Annotated in this window: 19 protein-coding genes; 8 read left to right on the forward strand and 11 right to left on the reverse strand. The window is 61.2% G+C overall.

Features of this window, described 5'->3' with window-relative positions; genetic code table 11:
• Positions 1–96 precede the first annotated feature (96 nt).
• Complete coding sequence (locus tag AC097W_RS07530; RefSeq protein WP_479601868.1) at positions 97–1110, reverse strand: hypothetical protein; 1014 nt, start codon at positions 1108–1110, stop codon at positions 97–99.
• Positions 1111–1298: 188 nt separating this feature from the next.
• Here AC097W_RS07530 and AC097W_RS07535 point away from each other — a divergent pair, with 188 nt between their 5' ends.
• The 4 genes from AC097W_RS07535 to AC097W_RS07550 all read left to right on the forward strand — a co-directional run bounded on the left by AC097W_RS07535 (position 1299) and on the right by AC097W_RS07550 (position 6769).
• Entirely contained in the window at positions 1299–2648 is a 1350-nt protein-coding gene (locus tag AC097W_RS07535; RefSeq protein ID WP_479601869.1) for an NAD(P)-dependent oxidoreductase, read from the forward strand.
• 17 nt (positions 2649–2665) lie between these two features.
• Positions 2666–3967 carry an NAD-dependent dihydropyrimidine dehydrogenase subunit PreA gene (preA, locus tag AC097W_RS07540; protein ID WP_479601870.1) on the forward strand — a complete coding sequence of 434 codons (1302 nt, stop codon included), beginning with the start codon at positions 2666–2668 and terminating at the stop codon, positions 3965–3967.
• A gap of 78 nt (positions 3968–4045) precedes the next feature.
• On the forward strand, positions 4046–5488 hold the full coding sequence (gene hydA / locus AC097W_RS07545) for a dihydropyrimidinase (RefSeq protein WP_479601871.1): 1443 nt from the start codon (positions 4046–4048) through the stop codon (positions 5486–5488).
• A gap of 24 nt (positions 5489–5512) precedes the next feature.
• Complete coding sequence (locus tag AC097W_RS07550; RefSeq protein ID WP_479601872.1) at positions 5513–6769, forward strand: Zn-dependent hydrolase; 1257 nt, start codon at positions 5513–5515, stop codon at positions 6767–6769.
• 51 nt (positions 6770–6820) lie between these two features.
• On the opposite strand, the gene AC097W_RS07555 is transcribed toward AC097W_RS07550, so the two are convergent.
• Positions 6821–7378, reverse strand: a complete 558-nt coding sequence (locus AC097W_RS07555) for a DNA-3-methyladenine glycosylase I (RefSeq protein WP_479601873.1) — start codon at positions 7376–7378, stop codon at positions 6821–6823.
• A gap of 45 nt (positions 7379–7423) precedes the next feature.
• Between AC097W_RS07555 and AC097W_RS07560 the strand changes: the two genes are divergently transcribed.
• Positions 7424–8164, forward strand: a complete 741-nt coding sequence (locus tag AC097W_RS07560) for a substrate-binding periplasmic protein (protein ID WP_479601874.1) — start codon at positions 7424–7426, stop codon at positions 8162–8164.
• Positions 8165–8176: 12 nt separating this feature from the next.
• Here the strand turns inward: AC097W_RS07560 and AC097W_RS07565 are convergent, their stop codons facing one another.
• Positions 8177–8719: an Rrf2 family transcriptional regulator gene (locus tag AC097W_RS07565; protein WP_479601875.1), complete on the reverse strand. Its 543-nt coding sequence runs from the start codon at positions 8717–8719 to the stop codon at positions 8177–8179.
• Between the two features lie 122 nt (positions 8720–8841).
• On the opposite strand from AC097W_RS07565, the gene nhaR reads away from it, so the two are divergent.
• The 3 genes from nhaR to AC097W_RS07580 are packed head-to-tail and all read left to right on the forward strand — an operon-like array spanning position 8842 to position 11068.
• Positions 8842–9735, forward strand: a complete 894-nt coding sequence (gene nhaR, locus AC097W_RS07570; RefSeq protein WP_479601876.1) for a transcriptional activator NhaR — start codon at positions 8842–8844, stop codon at positions 9733–9735.
• Positions 9736–9782: 47 nt separating this feature from the next.
• A complete protein-coding gene (locus AC097W_RS07575) occupies positions 9783–10253 on the forward strand; it encodes a hypothetical protein (protein WP_479601877.1) in 471 nt (156 codons plus the stop codon).
• Positions 10250–11068: a MipA/OmpV family protein gene (locus AC097W_RS07580; RefSeq protein WP_479601878.1), complete on the forward strand. Its 819-nt coding sequence runs from the start codon at positions 10250–10252 to the stop codon at positions 11066–11068. The genes AC097W_RS07575 and AC097W_RS07580 overlap by 4 nt, the downstream gene beginning before the upstream one ends.
• A 27-nt stretch (positions 11069–11095) precedes the next feature.
• Here AC097W_RS07580 and AC097W_RS07585 read toward each other — a convergent pair whose 3' ends face one another.
• From AC097W_RS07585 to AC097W_RS07620, 8 genes are all read right to left on the reverse strand, one after another.
• Positions 11096–11761, reverse strand: a complete 666-nt coding sequence (locus AC097W_RS07585) for a TetR family transcriptional regulator C-terminal domain-containing protein (protein ID WP_479601879.1) — start codon at positions 11759–11761, stop codon at positions 11096–11098.
• Positions 11762–11814: 53 nt separating this feature from the next.
• A complete protein-coding gene (locus AC097W_RS07590) occupies positions 11815–12819 on the reverse strand; it encodes an ABC transporter substrate-binding protein (protein ID WP_479601880.1) in 1005 nt (334 codons plus the stop codon).
• 43 nt (positions 12820–12862) lie between these two features.
• The gene (locus AC097W_RS07595) at positions 12863–13834 is read right to left on the reverse strand and encodes an ABC transporter permease (RefSeq protein ID WP_479601881.1); all 972 of its coding nucleotides are present in this window, start codon (positions 13832–13834) and stop codon (positions 12863–12865) included.
• Complete coding sequence (locus AC097W_RS07600) at positions 13831–14742, reverse strand: ABC transporter permease (RefSeq protein WP_479601882.1); 912 nt, start codon at positions 14740–14742, stop codon at positions 13831–13833. Before AC097W_RS07600 ends, AC097W_RS07595 begins: the two co-directional genes overlap by 4 nt.
• Entirely contained in the window at positions 14726–15574 is an 849-nt protein-coding gene (locus tag AC097W_RS07605) for an ABC transporter ATP-binding protein (protein ID WP_479601883.1), read from the reverse strand. Before AC097W_RS07605 ends, AC097W_RS07600 begins: the two co-directional genes overlap by 17 nt.
• Before the next feature lie 96 nt (positions 15575–15670).
• Positions 15671–16624, reverse strand: coding sequence for a PA2778 family cysteine peptidase (locus AC097W_RS07610; protein ID WP_479601884.1), 954 nt, complete (start codon positions 16622–16624; stop codon positions 15671–15673).
• Positions 16621–17010 carry a PA2779 family protein gene (locus tag AC097W_RS07615; RefSeq protein WP_479601885.1) on the reverse strand — a complete coding sequence of 130 codons (390 nt, stop codon included), beginning with the start codon at positions 17008–17010 and terminating at the stop codon, positions 16621–16623. Before AC097W_RS07615 ends, AC097W_RS07610 begins: the two co-directional genes overlap by 4 nt.
• A 51-nt stretch (positions 17011–17061) precedes the next feature.
• Positions 17062–18312, reverse strand: coding sequence for a GGDEF domain-containing protein (locus tag AC097W_RS07620; protein WP_479601886.1), 1251 nt, complete (start codon positions 18310–18312; stop codon positions 17062–17064).
• Positions 18313–18320: the final 8 nt, after the last annotated feature.

An 18320-nucleotide genomic window follows, 5' to 3' on the forward strand; every position in this document is an offset into this window, starting at 1 on the left:
AATTAATTCGGCACGGCTTATATGGCTTGATTATTGACGATTAAGCACGGCGCCCACGGCTGACGGGTCGTGGTGGCGACCCGTTTTAACCGGAAATCAGGGCTGACGCACGATCACCGGCTGCACCTGAAAAAGCGCCTCCGATGCAGGGTCCACCGTCACCTTGACCCAGTGCAGCGACGGGCTGCCAAAGGTTTGCACCCGGGTCAGGTTGGGCAACAGCTTGGTGGGGCTGTAAAGCGGCTTGTCCATCTTGAAGAAGTGCGTGTCACCGTGCACCAGCATCACCTGCCCGCCAAACTGCTCAGTCTGGCGGATGATCTGGGAAATGAAGTTGCGGTAGCCACTGAAGCCGGGCTGCAGGCTCTCATCCACCTCTTCGGTTTCGGGCAAGTCAAAGCCGGGGTCGGCCTGGAACACCAGCACCACGCCCCGCGCGTCGGCCTTTTTGGCGGCGGCAAAGGTCTGCTCCAGCCAGCTCACGTTGGCAGCGTCGCGCTCCAGGTATTCGGCGTTGGAAGCATCGCACTGGGCGGTGTCACGGGCGCTCTTGCTCGTGCACTCCTTCGCATTCAAAATCACGTTGTTGTTGCTGCCGGGCACATTGAAGCCCGCAAACACCACGCTGCCGTGGCTGAAGCGCGTGTTTTCCACATACTTTTCGCCCAGCTTGCCCTGGTGCTCCAGCGGCATCTGGGTTTGGCCCAGGCTGCGCTCGGTCGGGAACATCACGCGGCGGATGTGGGCCAGGCGCTCCAGGCCATTGAAGCCGCCGTTGTTCAGGCGGTGGCAATCGGTCCATTCGTTGTCACCGGGAATGTAGACCACGGGTTTGACCATGCTGCCAAACATGGTGAGGGCATCGGTGTAAATGCCATCCGTGCATTGGGAGCTGCCGTCCTTGATGTCGCCGTCATACAGAGAAAACGCGATGTCCGACTGGTTGATGCTTTTCAGGACGGCGGGCAGCTTGGGGTCGTCACCGGCTTTTTTGTAGGGCATGTCGCCCCACAGGCCAAAGGAATACGCCGATGCAGACCCCGATGGGGTTGACGCGCAAGAAATCAGACTGAGAGCCGCAAAAACCGTCGTCAAGCTACGCAAAAACATGAAGTCACCTCGCATACACACAAGCCAAAAGGGTTTACGGTATCCGCTGCGTGTGACAGCGGGATGACGAAGGGGCTTGCGGTAGACCTCTTCGGATAAACCCCTAGTTACAAACTGGCACTGGTATTGCTAGCATTCACTCCAGAAGTTGACTAAACGGTCAGATTTTTTCAATCAGGAGTAGTCCAGTGCCCACCTCTCTCCAACCGGACGTTCGCCCCGGGCGCCTCAGCGCCGCCGAATATGCCCTGCGTTTCGCCGACGCATCCCCCCGCCTGACCCATTCGCAAGCCCTATTGGAGGCCGAGCGCTGCCTCTACTGCTTTGACGCACCCTGCGCCATCGCCTGCCCCACCAGCATTGATGTGCCCAGCTTCATCAAACGCATTGGCGACGAGAACCTGCGTGGTGCGGCCCGCACCATTTTGGAGTCCAACCCGCTGGGCGGCATGTGCGCGCGGGTGTGCCCCACCGAGAACCTGTGCGAGGCGGTGTGCGTGCGCAACACGCAGGAAGACCGACCGGTCGCCATCGGCCGGCTGCAGCGCCATGCGGTAGACGCCCTGATGGAAAGCGCCAGGCCGCAGATCTTTACCCGCGCTGCCGCCACCGGCAAAAAGATCGCCGTGGTGGGCGCAGGCCCTGCCGGCCTGGCCTGCGCCTACACGCTGGCACGCCATGGCCATGATGTGCAGGTGTTCGACGCAAACCCCAAAGCCGGCGGTCTGAATGAATACGGCTTGGCCAGCTACAAAACACCGGACAACTTTGCGCAAGCGGAAGTGCAGTGGCTGCTGGACATCGGCGGCATCACCGTGCGCCACAACTGGAAACTGGAAACCACCGAACAACTGGAAACCCTGCGCAAAAACTACGGCGCGGTTTTCCTGGGCATGGGCCTGTCCACCACGCAGGCACTGGGCATTCCCGGCGAGGCACTGGCGGGCGTGCAGGACGCCGTGGACTTTATCGCCACCCTGCGCCAGACCGAAGACCGCGCCACCCTGCCTATCGGGCGGCGCGTGGTGGTAATTGGGGGTGGCATGACGGCCGTGGACGCGGCCGTGCAATCGAAACTGCTGGGCGCCGAGACCGTGCACATGGTGTACCGGCGCGGACCCGAAGGACTGTCCGCCTCCACGGCCGAGCAGGAGTGGGCGCAAACCCATGGCGTGACGATTCACTACTGGCTGGCCCCGGTAGAAATTGTGGGAACCGGAAACCATGCCAACGCCGTGCGCTTTGCCCGCCAGACCTTCGCCAACGGTACGCTCAGCCCTACGGGTGAGACAGAGGTGATGGAAGCCGACATGGTGCTCAAAGCGATTGGCCAACAACTGGGCAACCCGGTGCTGGCGCACGCCGGTCTGGCGCTGGAGGGGGGACGCATTGCCACCGACGCACAAGGGCAAACCAACCTCCCGGGTGTCTGGGCCGGTGGCGACTGCCGCGCCGGGGGTCTGGACCTGACGGTTGAAGCGGTCGAGCACGGCAAGCAATCCGCACTGGCCATCCACGCACACCTCTGTGCACATTAAGACATTCGGAGCACACCATGGCCAATCTGCAAACCACTTTTGCCGGCATACAAAGCCCCAACCCTTTCTGGCTGGCGTCTGCGCCGCCCACCGACAAGGCCACCAACGTCAACCGTGCGTTTGAAGCCGGCTGGGGCGGCGTGGTCTGGAAAACGCTGGGTGAAGCCGGTCCACCCGTCGTCAACGTGAATGGCCCACGTTATGGCGCGCTGCTCACCCCCGACCGCCGCTTGATGGGCTTCAACAACATTGAACTCATCACCGACCGCGATCTGGAAATCAACCTCAAAGAGATCATCCAGGTGAAGAAGGATTGGCCCGATCGCGCCATGATCGTGTCGCTGATGGTGCCGTGCAACGAGCCTGCCTGGAAAGCCATTCTGGAACGCGTGGCCGACACGGCGGCCGACGGCATTGAACTCAACTTTGGCTGCCCGCACGGCATGAGCGAACGCGGCATGGGCGCGGCGGTGGGCCAGGTGCCCGAGTACATCCAGATGGTGACCGAGTGGTGCAAGCAGCACAGCAAGTTGCCGGTGATCGTGAAGCTGACGCCCAACATCTCTGACATCCGCCTGCCCGCACGTGCGGCCAAAAAGGGCGGGGCCGATGCGGTGTCGCTCATCAACACCATCAACTCCATCATGGGCGTGGACCCCGCCACGCTGACCATGAGCCCCTCCACCGGCGGCAAGGGCTCGCACGGGGGCTACTGCGGCCCCGCCGTCAAGCCCATTGCCTTGAACATGGTGGCGGAGATTGCGCGCGATCCGCTCACCGCCGGTCTGCCCATCAGTGGCATTGGCGGCATTGGCAACTGGCGCGATGCACTGGACTACATCGCGTTGGGCTCCGGCACGGTGCAGGTGTGCACCGCCGCCATGGTGTACGGCTTCAAGATCGTGCAGGAGATGAGCGACGGCCTGTCCAACTACATGGACGAAATGGGCTTCACCAGCGTGAGCCAGATCGTGGGCAAAGCCCTCCCCACGGTTACCAACTGGCAGTACCTGAACCTGAACCACATCAGCAAGGCCGTCATCAACCAGGACAGCTGCATCCAGTGTGGGCGCTGCCACATTGCCTGCGAAGACACCTCGCACCAGGCCATCACGTTTCAGAAAGATGGCAAGCGCCACTTCGAGGTCAAAGAAGACGAATGCGTGGGCTGTAACCTGTGCGTGGTGGTGTGCCCCGTGCCCGAGTGCATCTCGCTGCGCGATCTGGCGCCGGGTGAAAAAGACTTGCGCACCGGCCTGCTTGTGAGCGATAAATACGCCAACTGGACGACCCACACCAACAACCCGATGCGGGCTTGATCAGGCCGCGTTTCAGCATCAAAATGGCCTCCGGACCCCGATTTCATTGCGCAAGTAGCTATTATTTTAGGAGCAGACATGACCACTCTCTTGATTCGCGGCGGCACCGTCGTCAACGCCGACCGCGCTTTTCTGGCCGACGTCATCACCCAGGATGGCAAGATTACGGCAGTCGGTGACAAGCTGAGCGCCCCCGCAGGCGCCACCGTGGTGGATGCGGGCGGCCAGTACGTCATGCCCGGCGGCATTGACCCGCACACGCACATGCAGTTGCCGTTCATGGGCACCACCACCATGGACGACTTCTACACCGGCACGGCGGCGGGTCTGGCGGGCGGCAACACCACCATCATTGACTTCGTCATTCCCAACCCGCAGCAGTCGATCATGGAGGCCTACCAGACCTGGCGCGGCTGGGCCGAAAAATCCGCCAGCGACTACAGCTTCCACGTCGCCATCACCTGGTGGGACGAGACGGTGAAGCGCGACATGGGCACCCTGGTGCAAAGCGAGGGCATCAACAGCTTCAAGCACTTCATGGCCTACAAAAACGCCATCATGTGCGACGACGAAACCCTGGTGAACAGCTTCAAGCGCTGCATGGAGCTGGGCGCGATGCCCACGGTGCACGCTGAAAATGGCGAGCTGGTCTTCCTGCTGCAAAAGGAAGTGGCGGCCATGGGCATCACCGGACCCGAAGGCCACCCGCTCTCACGCCCGCCCATGGTGGAAGCCGAAGCCGCCAACCGTGCCATCGCCATTGCCGATGTGCTCAATGTGCCCATCTACGTGGTGCATGTGAGCTGCATTGAAGCGGCCGAGGCCATCGCCCGCGCCCGCATGCGTGGCCAGCGGGTGTACGGCGAAGTGCTGGCCGGCCACCTGGTGATTGACGACAGCGTGTACCGCCACCCCGACTTTGCGACGGCTGCCGCGCATGTGATGAGCCCGCCGTTTCGCCCCAAGGGAAATCAGGAGTTTTTGTGGCGCGGTCTGCAAAGCGGCAACCTGCACACCACGGCCACCGACCACTGCACGTTTTGTGCGGCGCAAAAGGCGGCAGGCAAAGACGACTTCAGCAAAATACCGAACGGCTGCGGCGGCGTGGAAGAACGTCTGGCCGTGATCTGGGATGCCGGTGTCAACACCGGGCGTTTGACCCCTTCAGAATTCGTTGCCATTACGTCGGCCAACACCGCGAAGCTGTTCAACATCTATCCGCAAAAAGGCAGTGTGTCGGTAGGCGCCGATGCCGACCTCGTGGTGTGGGACCCGGCGGGCACGAAAACCTTTTCCGCCAAGACGCAGCACAGCAAGGGCGACTTCAATATCTTCGAGGGCCGCACGGTCAAAGGCACCCCCAGCCACACCATCAGCCAGGGCGAGCTGGTATTTGTGCAAGGCGATTTGCGCGCGGTGCAGGGCAAGGGCCGCTATCTCAAACGCCCGGCATTTGGCTCCAACTTTGCGGCCAACAAATTGCGCGCAGAGACACTGGCACCCACCGCTGTTACCCGTTAAGTTATTTGCATTCAGGAGTTCACCATGACCACCGCAACCGCCATCGATATTGAAAACGTCCGCATCAACGGCGAACGCCTCTGGGCATCGCTGATGGAGCTGGCCAAAATTGGCGCGACGCCCAAGGGGGGGGTGTGCCGCCTGACGCTGACCGACCTCGACAAGCAGGGCCGCGACCTGGTGCTGGGCTGGGCCAGGGAGGCGGGCATGAGCGTCACCATCGACAAGATCGGCAACGGCTTCATGCGCCGCGCCGGGCGCAACAATGCCCTGCCCCCCATCGTGACTGGTAGCCACATCGACACCCAGCCCACCGGCGGCAAGTTCGACGGCAACTACGGCGTGCTGGCCGGCATCGAGGTGGTGCGCACGCTGAATGATTTGGGTATTGAAACCGACGCACCCATCGAAGTGGCCTTCTGGACCAACGAAGAAGGCTCGCGCTTTGTGCCGGTGATGATGGGCTCTGGCGTATTTGCCAAGGCCTTCACGCTGGAGCACGCCTATGCCGCCACCGACACCGAGGGCAAGACGGTGAAAGGCGAGCTGGCACGCATTGGCTACATCGGTGCGCAGGAGCCGGGCGACCACCCGATCGGTGCGTATTTCGAGACCCACATCGAACAAGGCCCGGTGCTGGAAGACAACGACAAGACCATTGGCGTGGTGAGCGGTGTGCTGGGTATCCGCTGGTTTGACTGCACCGTGACCGGCATGGAAGCCCACGCCGGCCCCACGCCCATGGCGCTGCGCAAGGACGCACTGCAGGTGGCCACGCACATCATGCAGGAGACGGTGGCGGCAGCCCTGCGCCACCAGCCGCATGGTCGCGGCACCGTGGGCATGGTGCAGGTGTTTCCCAACAGCCGCAACGTGATTCCGGGCCGGGTGAAGTTCAGCATCGACCTGCGCAACGCCACCGACGCGCTGGTGGACCAGATGGCCGACGAGGTGAAAGCCTTTGCCGCCAAGGCGGCCAAAGACAGCGGCCTGGATGTGAAGATTGAAATGGTGTCGAGCTACCCCGCGCAAATTTTCCACAGCGACTGCGTGGACGCCGTGGCGCGCGCCGCGAAGAAGCTGGGTTACTCCAACATGCCGGCTGTGTCAGGCGCCGGACACGACGCGGTCTACATGGCCAAGCTGGCACCCAGCGGCATGATCTTCATCCCCTGCAAAGACGGCATCAGCCACAACGAGATTGAAGATGCCAAGCCGGAACACATCACCGCCGGGTGCAATGTGTTGTTGCATGCGATGCTGGAGCGGGCTGGCCTCTAGCCCTCGCCAAATATTCGCAGACAGCTCCTGATTTGATAGCAAACCAGAAGCTCAACGCTTGAAGCAGTCGTGGGCGTGGTCGTTGACAATACCCACCGCCTGCATCCAGGCATACACAACGGTAGGGCCGACAAACTTGAAGCCGCGGCGCTTCATCTCTTTGGATATCTGCTCGGAAAGCGGCGTGGTTACCACCCGGCTGTGGCCATCTCCTGTGAGCACTTTGCCGTGGGTGAAGGACCAGCAGAAACCGTCAAAACTTTCACCCTGCTTTTGCATCTCCAGGTAGATTTGCGCTCCGCGGATCGTGGCCTCAATCTTGGCCCGGGCGCGGATGATGCCGGCGTCCAGCATGAGGCGCTCGATGTCCTGTTCATTGAAACGGGCCACCTGCGCCGGATCAAACCCGGCAAACGCTTTGCGAAAGGCCTCGCGCTTGCGCAGCACCGTGATCCAGGACAGGCCGGCCTGAAATCCTTCCAGCATCAGCATCTCCCACAGCATGCGTGAATCGTGCTGTGGCACACCCCACTCGGCGTCGTGGTAGGCCTGCATGAGCGGGTCGCTTTGGGCCCAATTGCACCGTATTGGCAGGTGGTCTTCTTTCATGGTCTGGCTCCGGGTTTTGGTTGGATCGGTTCGCCATAATGCAGCATGCGAACCCTTCTGCTGTGTCTGGTCATCTGGTTTGCACCTTCGCTGCACGCGCAGGTGCAAAACCAACCCCTGCTCATTGGCGCGGAGGACGACTGGGCGCCTTTTTCAAGCGCGGAAAATGGACAGCCCACGGGCATGGCGGTTGACATTGTTCGTGCCATTTTTGCCGATGCCAATATCCCCATCAAGCTGGTTTCCGTTCCCTATGCCCGGTGCATGCGTGAAACCAAGTCCGGGCGATTGGCAGGCTGCTTTGATACGCTGCCTGACGCACAGATGCTGCGCGATTACCTGTTTCACGCCAAGCCGCTTTTTTCTGATCCGCTGCTGATTCTGGCCCGGGCCGACAGACCGGTTGCCTCGGTGCAGGTGCGGGATCTTGAAGACACCCGCGTGGTGATCACCCATGGCTACAGCTATGGGGATGAATTTGAAAACAACAACAAAATTCAGCGGATCGAAGGCGTGGCCGATATCAGCAATCTGCGCATGCTGGTTGCGGGTCGTGCTGACTACGCAATCGTTTATCAGCGCATCTTGCGGCACCAGATGCGGAACAAGGGCCACGATCTTTCCGGACAGCTGAAAACCGTGGGTCAACTGTCTGACGCCAAGCTGTACCTTTCGTTTTCACGCAATTGGGCCGATATGCCAGGTGTCATTGAGCGATTCAATGCAGCCCATGCCCGCCTGGCGCGCAATGGCGCTATCGCGGCCATCCATAAGAAGTGGGACTGAGCGGCAGACGAGTCAGGTGCCTGCAGGCCAACCCTGTGCCAATGCAAAAACCGAATTGGGCACGGTGGGCCGCTGCACCGTCTGCTTGGGTTTCTGGAATACGCCCTTTTGGGGGGTCTTGCGTTCCTCCGCCTGAAAACCCTTGGCCTGTTGCTCGGCCGCCAGGCTCTGCAGGCTGATGGTCTTCATGTAAGCCACTACGGTGGACTGCAGTGCGTCCCACAAATCCTGTGTCATGTCCTGGGCACTTTGCGAGCTTTCGCGTTGCGTCCCTGTGCCCGTGCCACGGTCATCGGATGGGTCTTCAATCGCGCCGATGATGTCGGCCACGGTAATGGCAGCAGCACTCTTGGCCAGCGCATAACCGCCGCCCGGGCCACGGGTGCTTTCCACCAGCCCCCGCTGACGCAGGCGGGCGAACATCTGCTCCAGATAGGACAAGGAAATTCTGTGGCGCAACGCAAGGTCCACCAGCGGCACGGGGTGGGAACTTTCGCGCGAAGCCAAGTCAATCATCGCGGTAATGGCAAATCTGCCTCGGGTACTGAGTCGCATGGTGGTCTCTCCTGTCAGGTAAGCACGTGGGTGCTTATGAAGAACCAACTATAGGCATTGCTTTCCTTCGCGTAAATTCGTATTTATTACAATTTAACTTCGGAAAAAACGAAGGATTACACATGAACTTCAAACATTTGCACTACTTCTGGGTCACCGCACGGGCGGGCGGCGTGATGCGTGCAGGCGAGCAGCTGCACACCACGCCGCAAACGCTGTCGGGCCAGATCAAGCTGCTGGAAGACTGGCTGGGGCGCAAACTGTTCCAGAAAAGCGGGCGCAACCTGGAACTCACGGACGACGGCCGTCTGGCGCTGGGCTATGCGGACCAGATATTCGCCCTGGGAGCGGAGCTGGAAACCGCGGTCCGCCAGGCCCACGGTGGCCAACGTGTGCTGAATTTTCGGGTGGGCGTGGCAGATTCGGTGACCAAATCAGTGGCGTACCGCCTGCTGGAGCCGGCGTTAACCGTAACCGAGCCGGTGCGGCTGATTTGCAGTGAAGGCAAGTTTCCGGATCTGGTGTCGCAACTGGCACTGAACCGGCTGGATCTGGTGATTGCAGATGAGCCCATGTCGCGGCGCATCAGCGTCAAGGCGTTCAATCATTCTTTGGGCCGCACGGCCATGAGCTTCTTCTGCGCTCCCGCCTTGAGAGTGACACTGCAGGGCGATTTTCCGGCCTGCCTGAACGACAGCCCGATGCTGATTCAAGGCGCGCAGGCGTCTGTGCGCCAGCAACTGGAAGGGTGGCTAACCCGGCACCAGATTCACCCCCGGATCATTGGCGAATTTGATGATGGCGCGCTCATGACCGCATTTGGACGTGAAGGGCGCGGCGTGTTCATGGCGCCGACCGTCATGGAAGCGGAAACGGTCGCCCAGTTTGGCGTGGAAGTGATTGGCCGCACCGATGAGCTGGTGGAGGAGTTCTTTGCCGTATCGGTCCAACGGCGCATTACACACCCTTGTGTTGTGGCTATTACTGACGCAGCGCGCGGCCAACTTTTTGGTTAACAACGACAATCGCCGCTTCATTCATTTTTGCAACCCCGAGGCCACCCATGTACGACGTTGTCAAACTCACTCACCTTGTAGCCGCCATCTTCTGGATGGGTGGTATGGCCTTCATGCTGCTGGCGCTGCGCCCTGCGGCGCTTGCCGTGATGGATCCGCAATCCCGCGCACGGCTGATGGGTGCGGTATGGCAGCGGTTTTTCCTGATCGTGATCGTGTCCATCGTGGCGCTCTTCACGACCGGTACCAACCTGTACACCACCGCGTTCCGTGCGGCCAAGGCCGCCACCGGATCAGGTAGCGTACCGCTGGGATGGAATCTGATGCTGGGCATCGGCATCGTCATGATGCTGATTTTTGGTCATATCTATTTTGCAGGTTTCCGGAAATTCAAACGCGCCGTGGCGGCAGCCGAGTGGCCCGTGGCGGCCAAGGCAGCCGCACAGGTTCAAACCCTGGTGTTGGCCAACTTTGTGCTGGGCTGGCTGGCCATCGCTGCAGTGCGGTTGGTACGATGAAAGCGCCGGTTGTCATGGCCGCCTTGTGCGCGGCCACCTTCACGGCACAAGCCCAAGACAGTGGCCTGCCTTTATGGGAAGCCGGCGTGGTGGGCGGCACGGTATCCACGCCGGCCTATCCCGCGTCGGCGGACCGTGCGGTCCGTTCGTTGGTTCTGCCGTTTTTTGTCTACCGCGGTGAGGTGCTGCGGGCTGACCGGGGTGGTCTGGGTGCGCGTCTGGTACGCAAGGATGATTTTGAATTCGATGTCGGATTTGCGGCGTCTCTGCCCGCGAGCTCCAATGACATTGCGGCACGCAAAGACATGCCGGATCTGGGCACACTGATCGAGTTTGGTCCCCGCCTGAAAATGACGCTGGCCAGCCCGACGCCCACCAGCAAGATCCGCCTGGAACTCCCCATTCGCACGGTGCTGGAATTTAACAACGGTGTGCGCCAGCAGGGCACCGCGTTTGAACCCGAACTGGTGCTGGAGTCCCGCGACGTGGGTGCGGGGTGGAGTGCCTCCGTGAGTGGAAGTCTGGTTTTTGGCGACAGCCAGCTGAACCAGTACTTCTACGGTGTGGCGGCCCCCTACGCTACGGCCACAAGGCCTGCGTACGATGCGCAAGCGGGGCTGATCACCGCCCGGTTAACGGTGAACGCCTCCAAAGCCGTCACACCGGATGTGCGGGTCTTTGGTTTTGTCCGCTATGACAATTACAGCAGCTCAGCCAACCAGGCCAGCCCGCTGTTCCTGCAGTCCAACGGCACGTCTGCGGGGGTGGGGCTGACATGGACCTTGGGCCGATCCGAGCGGCGCGCCCAGAACTGATCTGTAGCCCAGGCGGCGTGTTGCCGCCTACAGGCCGCAGCCCCGCAAAATCAGCGACACCACATGCTCGGTGGCCCGGGTATGGTCGCGTGCAATCAGCGCCTTGCGCCCCAGCACCGCACACACCTGCACATCAAAATCCGCATAGGTTTGCGTGGCAGCCCAGATCGTGAAGAACAGGTGCATGCTGTCCACGGGTGCCATGCGCCCCGCATCAATCCAGCCCTGCACGACCGCCGATTTTTCCAGAACCATCTGGCGCAGCTCGGTACTGAGCAGGCCATGGACAACCGGCGCTCCATGTAACAGCTCATTGGCAAAGACCTTGGAGCCATCGGGGCGCTGGGCGGACAGGGCCATCTTGGCCCGAATGTACTGCTCAATGGCCGCACGCGGATTGGCATCTTTAGTGATGCCGTGCGTGGGCACCAACCAGTCATTCAGAATGCGCGCCAGTACCGCGCGGTACAGCACGTCTTTACTCCCAAAATAATAGTGGAGATTGGCCTTGGGCAAACCACTGGCTGTTGCGATAGCCGCCATGGTGGCGCCGCCAAAACCGGCACGGGCAAACACTTTTTCTGCGGCACCCAGAATCCGCGTCTCGTTCACCTTGCGGATCTGGCTTTTGGATCCATCGTCCTGTGACTCCTGCTGTTCACTGGCGGAGAAGAGGGGTTTCAGTTTCTTCATGAAAAAAGATGGGAAGGGGTCGCACCCGGAAGGACGCGACCCCATTCAAGCACTTACTTGCTGGCCGCTTCCCACACCACGTGCGACATGGCGGCTTTACCCGGATCCTTCTTGATCACGGGCGAGCTGCCACCGGCCAGCAGCACCTTGATCGTGCGCTCATAAGCGGCAGGTTCCAGGTAGCCAATTTTTGCAGTGCCCGCATTCGTGATCAACTTGGCAACGTTTTCCATCTGGCGCTTTTGCACCTTCATGGTGGCGCTGCCCGAGGTGTCGGCGGCGACCACCGCTTTAGCCGCTTCCTCGGGATTTTTAACGGCGTCATTCCAGCCCTTGAAAGTGGCTTTCAAAAACTTGCCCATGCGTGCCACAAAGGCGGGGTCTTTCAGCTTGGCTTCCATCACATACAGACCATCTTCCAGCGTGGCCACGCCTTCTTTTTCATAGAAAAAGGTGACGAGATCACTCTCCTTGACGCCCGCATCCACCACTTGCCAGTATTCGTTGTAAATCATGGTGGAAATACAGGCGGCCTGGTTTTGCAACAGCGGGTCGACGTTGAAGCCCTGCTTGAGGATCTTGATGTCGGAATCGGTCTTGTAGCCGAGCTTGCTCATCCAGTTGAGGAACGGGTACTCGTTGCCGCCGTACCAGACGCCCAGAGTCTTGCCCTTGAGGTCTTTCGGACTCGCCACACCACTGGACTTTTTGCAGGTCAACATCAGGCCGGACTGGTTGAACACTTGGGCAATATTGACCAGCGGAACACCGGCTTCGCGGGAGGCCAGGGCAGAGGGCATCCAGTCGACGATCACGTCTGCGCCATTGCCGGCAATCACCTGCGCGGGAGCAATATCCGGGCCGCCGGGCTTGATGGTGACGTCCAGACCCTCAGCCTTGTAGTAGCCCTTGGCCTGCGCCACGTAGTAGCCCGCAAACTGCGCCTGGGGCAGCCATTTGAGTTGCACGGTTACTTTGTCAGCGGCATGCGCGGTCATGCCGCACACGGCCACGACAGCGGCCAGCACGGTTTTACTGAGCTTGAAAGAACGGGTCATGAAACACTCCTGGAGGTTGAGGAAAGAACAAAACTGCGGGGCACTACTTGCCACGCACCGACGGATGCCAAAACGCCGCGCGGCGCTCCAGCTGCACCAACAAGGCATAGGCCAGCGACCCGGTGACCGCAGCCACCACAATCGCGCCCCATACCAGCGACATATTCATGCGAGCGGCTTCGGTGGAAATGCGGAACCCCAGCCCCACGGTGGGTGAGCCAAAAAACTCGGCCACGATGGCGCCAATCAACGCCAGCGTGGCATTGACCTTGAGCGCGCCAAACATGAAGGGCGTGGCCGCTGGCAGGCGCAGCGACCATAGTGTGCGGCTGTAGCTGGCTGCATAGCTGTGCATCAGCTCACGCTCCAGCTTGCCCGAGGCCTGCAGGCCTGCCAGCGTGGACACCAGCATCGGGAAGAAGGTCATCAGCACCACCACCGCCGCTTTGGATGGCCACTCAAAGCCAAACCACATCACCGCAATAGGCGCTACGGCCACCAGCGGCACGGTGCTGGTCAGCGATGCCAGCGGCAGCAGGCCACGTTGCAGAAAGGGCAAGCGGTCAATGGCGATGGCAACCAGAAAACCCAGGCCACTGCCCAGCACCCAGCCAACCACCACGGCTTTCAGCACCGTCTGGGTGAAGTCGCCCCACAGCTTGGGGTAGTTCTCCAGCAGGGACTGCGCGATCAGGGTGGGTGCCGGCAACAGCACACGGGGCACTTCAAACGCCACCACCAGCACCTGCCAGAAGTACAGCACCCACAAACCAAAAAGGCCGGCGGTGAGCACCCCGTCAAAACGCGGACTCTGGATCGCCGCGACACGCCGAATGGTCCACAAGGCGGCTCCCGCCAGCGCCCCGATCAGCAGCCAAAACAGCGCAGTTGGCGGGCTATCGCCTTGAGCCGCGGGATGCAGCAACAACAAGCCGGCGGCGACAGCCGACACAACGACGGCCATCAACGTTGTGGTGCTGGACTGCCCCAATGAGGGAGAGGAAGAGGGCTTCATGGCTGCCTCCGGTGGCGCAACACTACGCGCTCCACAGCCGCCACCAGGGTGGTCAGCACCAGGCCCAGCAGCGCCGACATCACCAGTGCAGACCAGATCGCCAGGGTGTTGCCGTAGTACGAGCCGGTCAATAGACGCGCACCCAGACCCGCTGTGGCACCGGTCGGCAGCTCGGCCACCATGGCCCCCACCAGACTGGCAGCAATACCCACCCGCAATGCAGGAAACAGAAACGGCAGCGCGGCTGGCAAACGCAGCATCCACAGCGACTGCCAGCGTGATGCGGCGTAGGTGTGCATCATCTCGGTCTCAATGACCTGAGGTGAACGCAAGCCCTGCACCATGGCCACCGTGACCGGGAAAAAACTGAGGTACATGGCAATCACGGCCTTGGGCGCAAGGCCCGACAAACCCAGACTGCCCAGAATCACCAGCACGATGGGAGCAATGGCCAGCACCGGCACGGTTTGCGACGCCACAATCCAGGGCAGCAAAGCGCGGTCCAGCGTGCGGGAGTGCACGATCAACACCGACAACAACAAGCCCAGCATCGTTCCCAGCACGAAGCCCACCAGGGTGGTCTCGCCCGTCACGGCCACGTGGTAGAGCAGGTTGCGGGGAGAATCAACCGGCCAGTCCACAAGGCTGGACCAGAAGTCCAGCGCAATCTGGTGCGGCGCCGGCAACACCGGGCGTTCCATGTTCATCGTGGCCGCAAAGAGGTCTTGCCAGTTCCAGGGTTTGTCCAGCGGGTCGAGAACGCGTTCAATGGCACCGGGGGCGTTCATGGCCCAGGCCCCCGCGTACCAGAGCAACAGCACCGCCAACAACATGACCGCCACAGGCAGCGCCTGCTCCCAGAAACGGGAAGCGCGTAAAGTCCGCACCGGTTTACGCGTGGTGGCCATCGGCAAGCGCCTCGCGCACCGCGTGCGCCACATCCATGAAAGCCTGCGTGTCACGCAAGCCCAAATGCCGCTCATCGGGCAACGGGGATTCAATCACTTTGACAATGCGACCGGGGCGCGGCGACATCACCACAATGCGTGTGGACAGGTACACGGCTTCGGCAATGGAGTGCGTCACAAACACCACCGTGCGGCGCTCGCGCTGCCACAGCTGCTGCAGCTGCTCGTTGAGCCGGTCACGGGTAATTTCATCGAGCGCGCCGAAGGGCTCGTCCATCATCAGAATGCGGGGCTCGAACGCCAGTGCACGCGCAATCGACACCCGCTGCTGCATGCCACCCGAGAGTTGCCACGGGTATTTGCCCTCAAAGCCCGTCAAGCCCACGCGAGCCAACTGCTCCAGGGCAATGGAGCGGCTCTGCGCGGCCCCACGCCCCTGAATCTGCAACGGCAGCATCACATTGCCCAACACCGTACGCCACGGAAACAAGGCGGGAGCCTGAAACACATAGCCATAGGAGCGGGCCATGCGGGCCGCGTGCGGGCTCACGCCATTGACGAGCACAGCGCCATCACTGATTTGCTCCAGATCGGCAATCACGCGCAGCAGCGTGGTCTTGCCACAGCCGGACGGGCCGATGAGCGATACGAACTCGCCTTCGCCGATTTGCAGGTCGATATTGCTCAGTGCCTGCACCGGCGTGTCTGCGGTCTGGTAAATCACACTGGCGTTGCGAACCTCCACCGCAAGCCGCGCCCCGGGTGATCCAGAGGAAGGGAGGGTAGCGGGCTTTGTGGCGCTTGGAGGGGTATTCGCTAGGGCGGAATTCATGAATTAAAAAGCTAACCGATTGGTCAAGTTATTGTAGATGTGCATGCGAGTTTCGTGCCAGAAAAAATCTGCGCATCCGGATATACCCTTGCCCGGCTACTGACCGTCTATCCGCAATTGAAGCGCCTGGTAGGCCGGCAAGCGGTTGCCGCCCAGCGCTATTGCTTTTGAAATGGCCTCTGCAGCCTCTTTGCGCTTGCCCTGCTCCAGCAGCACTTGCGCCAGATTGTTCCAGCTATCTGCAAAATCCGGATGCACTTGCACAGTGCCACGGTAGGCCGCAACCGCTGCATTCAGATCACCCGCCGCATAGGCGGTGTTACCCGCGCCCAGCATCAGAACGGGTTGGTCCGGCCACTTCTGGAGAGCCGTTGCGTAGGCGGTCCGGGCAGCGGCCGGGTTGATGCGTTCAAGCGCGGCCACAGCCCGCGCAAACGGTTCGGGCTGTGCCGTTGCGGGCAGCCGTGAGGGTGACAGAGCCACGGCGGCCCAGTAGTCACCCCGTGCCCAGGTGCGCTCAAACGCAAACAGTGACATCTCCAGACGGGGCGTTCGCCCGGAGTGCAGCATCAGCAGGTTGCGGTCCCGGTCAAAACCGGTCACCACAGCGTAGTGCCACACCGGATAGACCGGAAAGGAAAGGTTCTGAAACACCAGCACCGGGTTGCCCGCTGCCACTTCGCGCAACACGGCTTCCACGGTTGGCGCCAGGGGATAAGCCGGCAAGCCCTGACGGCGGATGGCCACCAGCATCTCGACCTGTAAAGAGCCTTTGCGCCCTGGCACATAGACCTGGTCCACCAGCTGGTCCGGCAAAACCCGCACGCCCGCAGTTTGCAGGACCATGGCCAGGGAGGCCGGGCCACACTCGTAATCTTCCTGCGGAAAGAAGGGTACGTTTTCCACCTCGGCATGGTTCGGCAGGTCCGCAGGCCATTGCTGGGACAGCGCGCCCACCTGTTGCGTGGCGCAGCCTGACACCACGAGCGCCGCACAAACAAAAACCCCCGCCAGGGCGGGGGCAGCAAGACGGCGCCAGAAGCGACTCATCGAACCGATCGGGTGAACGGGAAGACTTTGGTCAGACCGAGAATATCGGTCACCAACAACACGATGAAGATGGTGAACAGGACACCCAGAATATCGCCGCCTGCAGGGGCCTGGTCGATACGGCCAGCCAGCTGCGCGACCTCGGTGTCCGACATGGCATTGACGCGTTCCAGCGCGGCATCGCCATTCACGCCCTGGTCCTGCAGGGTCTGGCGCACATCGGCACGGCTCAAAAAGGTGGTGACACGTTCGCGGCTGGAGGTTTGGGCCGCGGAAGACAGCACCTCGTCGGTGGATACGATACCCGCCTGGGCCGTCAGGGGCAGGCCCATGGCAGTGCAGGAAACAATCAGGGCAGAGGCAACAAGGCGTTTGAAAACGGTCATAAGTTCAATCCAATAAGTGTGCCCCAGTGTAGGGGACGATCGCGAGTTGGGTCAACCCGGATTACAACTGGTCACCATGGCATTGCGGCCCTGTGCCTTGGCCTGGTAGAGCGCGGCGTCTACGCGCCGAAACCAGGCGCCCACATCTTCTCCGCGGCCCAGTTCGGCCACCCCAAAGGAGGCTGGCAGATAGATGTGGTCGCCGCCTTCTGAAACGAACGTGGACGAAAGTGTCACACGCAGGCGCTCGGCCAGCAGAGTGGCGGAATCCCGGGGCGTCATCGGCAGCAGCACCAAGAACTCCTCACCCCCAATACGGGCCAGCATGTCGCCGTCGCGCAACTGGGCGGCCACCGCGCGCGATACCTCCTGCAGGGCCCTGTCGCCTACCGGGTGCCCATGCCGATCATTGATCGATTTGAAATGGTCGAGGTCAAACATGATGATGCACACAGGAGCGCCGTGGCGCACCTTGATGGAGACTTGCCGTTCCAGCTGAGCGAAGATGAACCGGCGGCTGTAGGCACCCGTCAGCTGGTCCTGGGTGACCATCTCATTGAGTCGACCCAGCGCCAATTGAAGCTCCGCGTTGCGGGCCGTGACCTTGGCATTGGTTTTATGCAGACTGCCCCGCGCCTGTGACAGCAGTTTGACCAGAGCTGCGTTGCGCACCGAGTTGTCGAGCTCGCGAAACAACTCCTGCTCCAGCTGCCGCGCATACCCGATCTGAACTACCAGCAGCCCGACCAATCCCACTGCAACATAGCCACCAATCGGGTTGTTGACCAGCGCCAATTGCACCAGAGGCGGCAGAAAAATTCCACAGGAAAACAAGACCGACGCACTGCGAAACGGCGACATGGTCACCAGGCTGATACCGGCCACGCTGACCAGAATCGTCAGGCCGGCAAGGTAAAGATCCAGCCGCCCGTCGGCCCAGAGGAACCACAAAGAGAAACCCCACACCAGACCGGCGAAGCCCGCGGCACTTATCTGGGCTCTGGCCCATTGGCGCGCATCTTCGTGTCGGAATACGCTGAGCCGATACCGGTAGCCAATCCCGGCAATAGTGAGTTCGATGGCAGTTGCCAGACCCACCCAGATGGCCGCATTCCCCCAACCCGCCACGTTGACCTGAATCCACCCGAGCAGCAGTATGGCCAACGGCGAAAGCAGTGCCCCCGTTACCGAGCGGTTGTGAAACACCCGCGTGCGCTCGGCCAAGACCTTTTCCGCAATCGATGCCTCATCCAGATCTATATCCGGTGCGGGTTCAACGACGGGAAATCTCTTTCGATCCATTGCTTCCT

This window comes from Rhodoferax sp. GT1R46 (assembly GCF_056521285.1).

Coding starts and splice junctions, on each gene's coding strand:
- AC097W_RS07620 (WP_479601886.1), bottom strand. CDS start 18,312: ATGGATCGAAAGAGATTTCCCGTCGTTGAACCCGCACCGGATATAGAT.
- AC097W_RS07555 (WP_479601873.1), bottom strand. CDS start 7,378: ATGAAAGAAGACCACCTGCCAATACGGTGCAATTGGGCCCAAAGCGAC.
- AC097W_RS07585 (WP_479601879.1), bottom strand. CDS start 11,761: ATGAAGAAACTGAAACCCCTCTTCTCCGCCAGTGAACAGCAGGAGTCA.
- AC097W_RS07610 (WP_479601884.1), bottom strand. CDS start 16,624: ATGAGTCGCTTCTGGCGCCGTCTTGCTGCCCCCGCCCTGGCGGGGGTT.
- preA (WP_479601870.1), top strand. CDS start 2,666: ATGGCCAATCTGCAAACCACTTTTGCCGGCATACAAAGCCCCAACCCT.
- hydA (WP_479601871.1), top strand. CDS start 4,046: ATGACCACTCTCTTGATTCGCGGCGGCACCGTCGTCAACGCCGACCGC.
- AC097W_RS07565 (WP_479601875.1), bottom strand. CDS start 8,719: ATGCGACTCAGTACCCGAGGCAGATTTGCCATTACCGCGATGATTGAC.
- AC097W_RS07605 (WP_479601883.1), bottom strand. CDS start 15,574: ATGAATTCCGCCCTAGCGAATACCCCTCCAAGCGCCACAAAGCCCGCT.
- AC097W_RS07530 (WP_479601868.1), bottom strand. CDS start 1,110: ATGTTTTTGCGTAGCTTGACGACGGTTTTTGCGGCTCTCAGTCTGATT.
- AC097W_RS07590 (WP_479601880.1), bottom strand. CDS start 12,819: ATGACCCGTTCTTTCAAGCTCAGTAAAACCGTGCTGGCCGCTGTCGTG.
- AC097W_RS07580 (WP_479601878.1), top strand. CDS start 10,250: ATGAAAGCGCCGGTTGTCATGGCCGCCTTGTGCGCGGCCACCTTCACG.
- AC097W_RS07575 (WP_479601877.1), top strand. CDS start 9,783: ATGTACGACGTTGTCAAACTCACTCACCTTGTAGCCGCCATCTTCTGG.
- AC097W_RS07560 (WP_479601874.1), top strand. CDS start 7,424: ATGCGAACCCTTCTGCTGTGTCTGGTCATCTGGTTTGCACCTTCGCTG.
- nhaR (WP_479601876.1), top strand. CDS start 8,842: ATGAACTTCAAACATTTGCACTACTTCTGGGTCACCGCACGGGCGGGC.
- AC097W_RS07550 (WP_479601872.1), top strand. CDS start 5,513: ATGACCACCGCAACCGCCATCGATATTGAAAACGTCCGCATCAACGGC.
- AC097W_RS07595 (WP_479601881.1), bottom strand. CDS start 13,834: ATGAAGCCCTCTTCCTCTCCCTCATTGGGGCAGTCCAGCACCACAACG.
- AC097W_RS07600 (WP_479601882.1), bottom strand. CDS start 14,742: ATGGCCACCACGCGTAAACCGGTGCGGACTTTACGCGCTTCCCGTTTC.
- AC097W_RS07615 (WP_479601885.1), bottom strand. CDS start 17,010: ATGACCGTTTTCAAACGCCTTGTTGCCTCTGCCCTGATTGTTTCCTGC.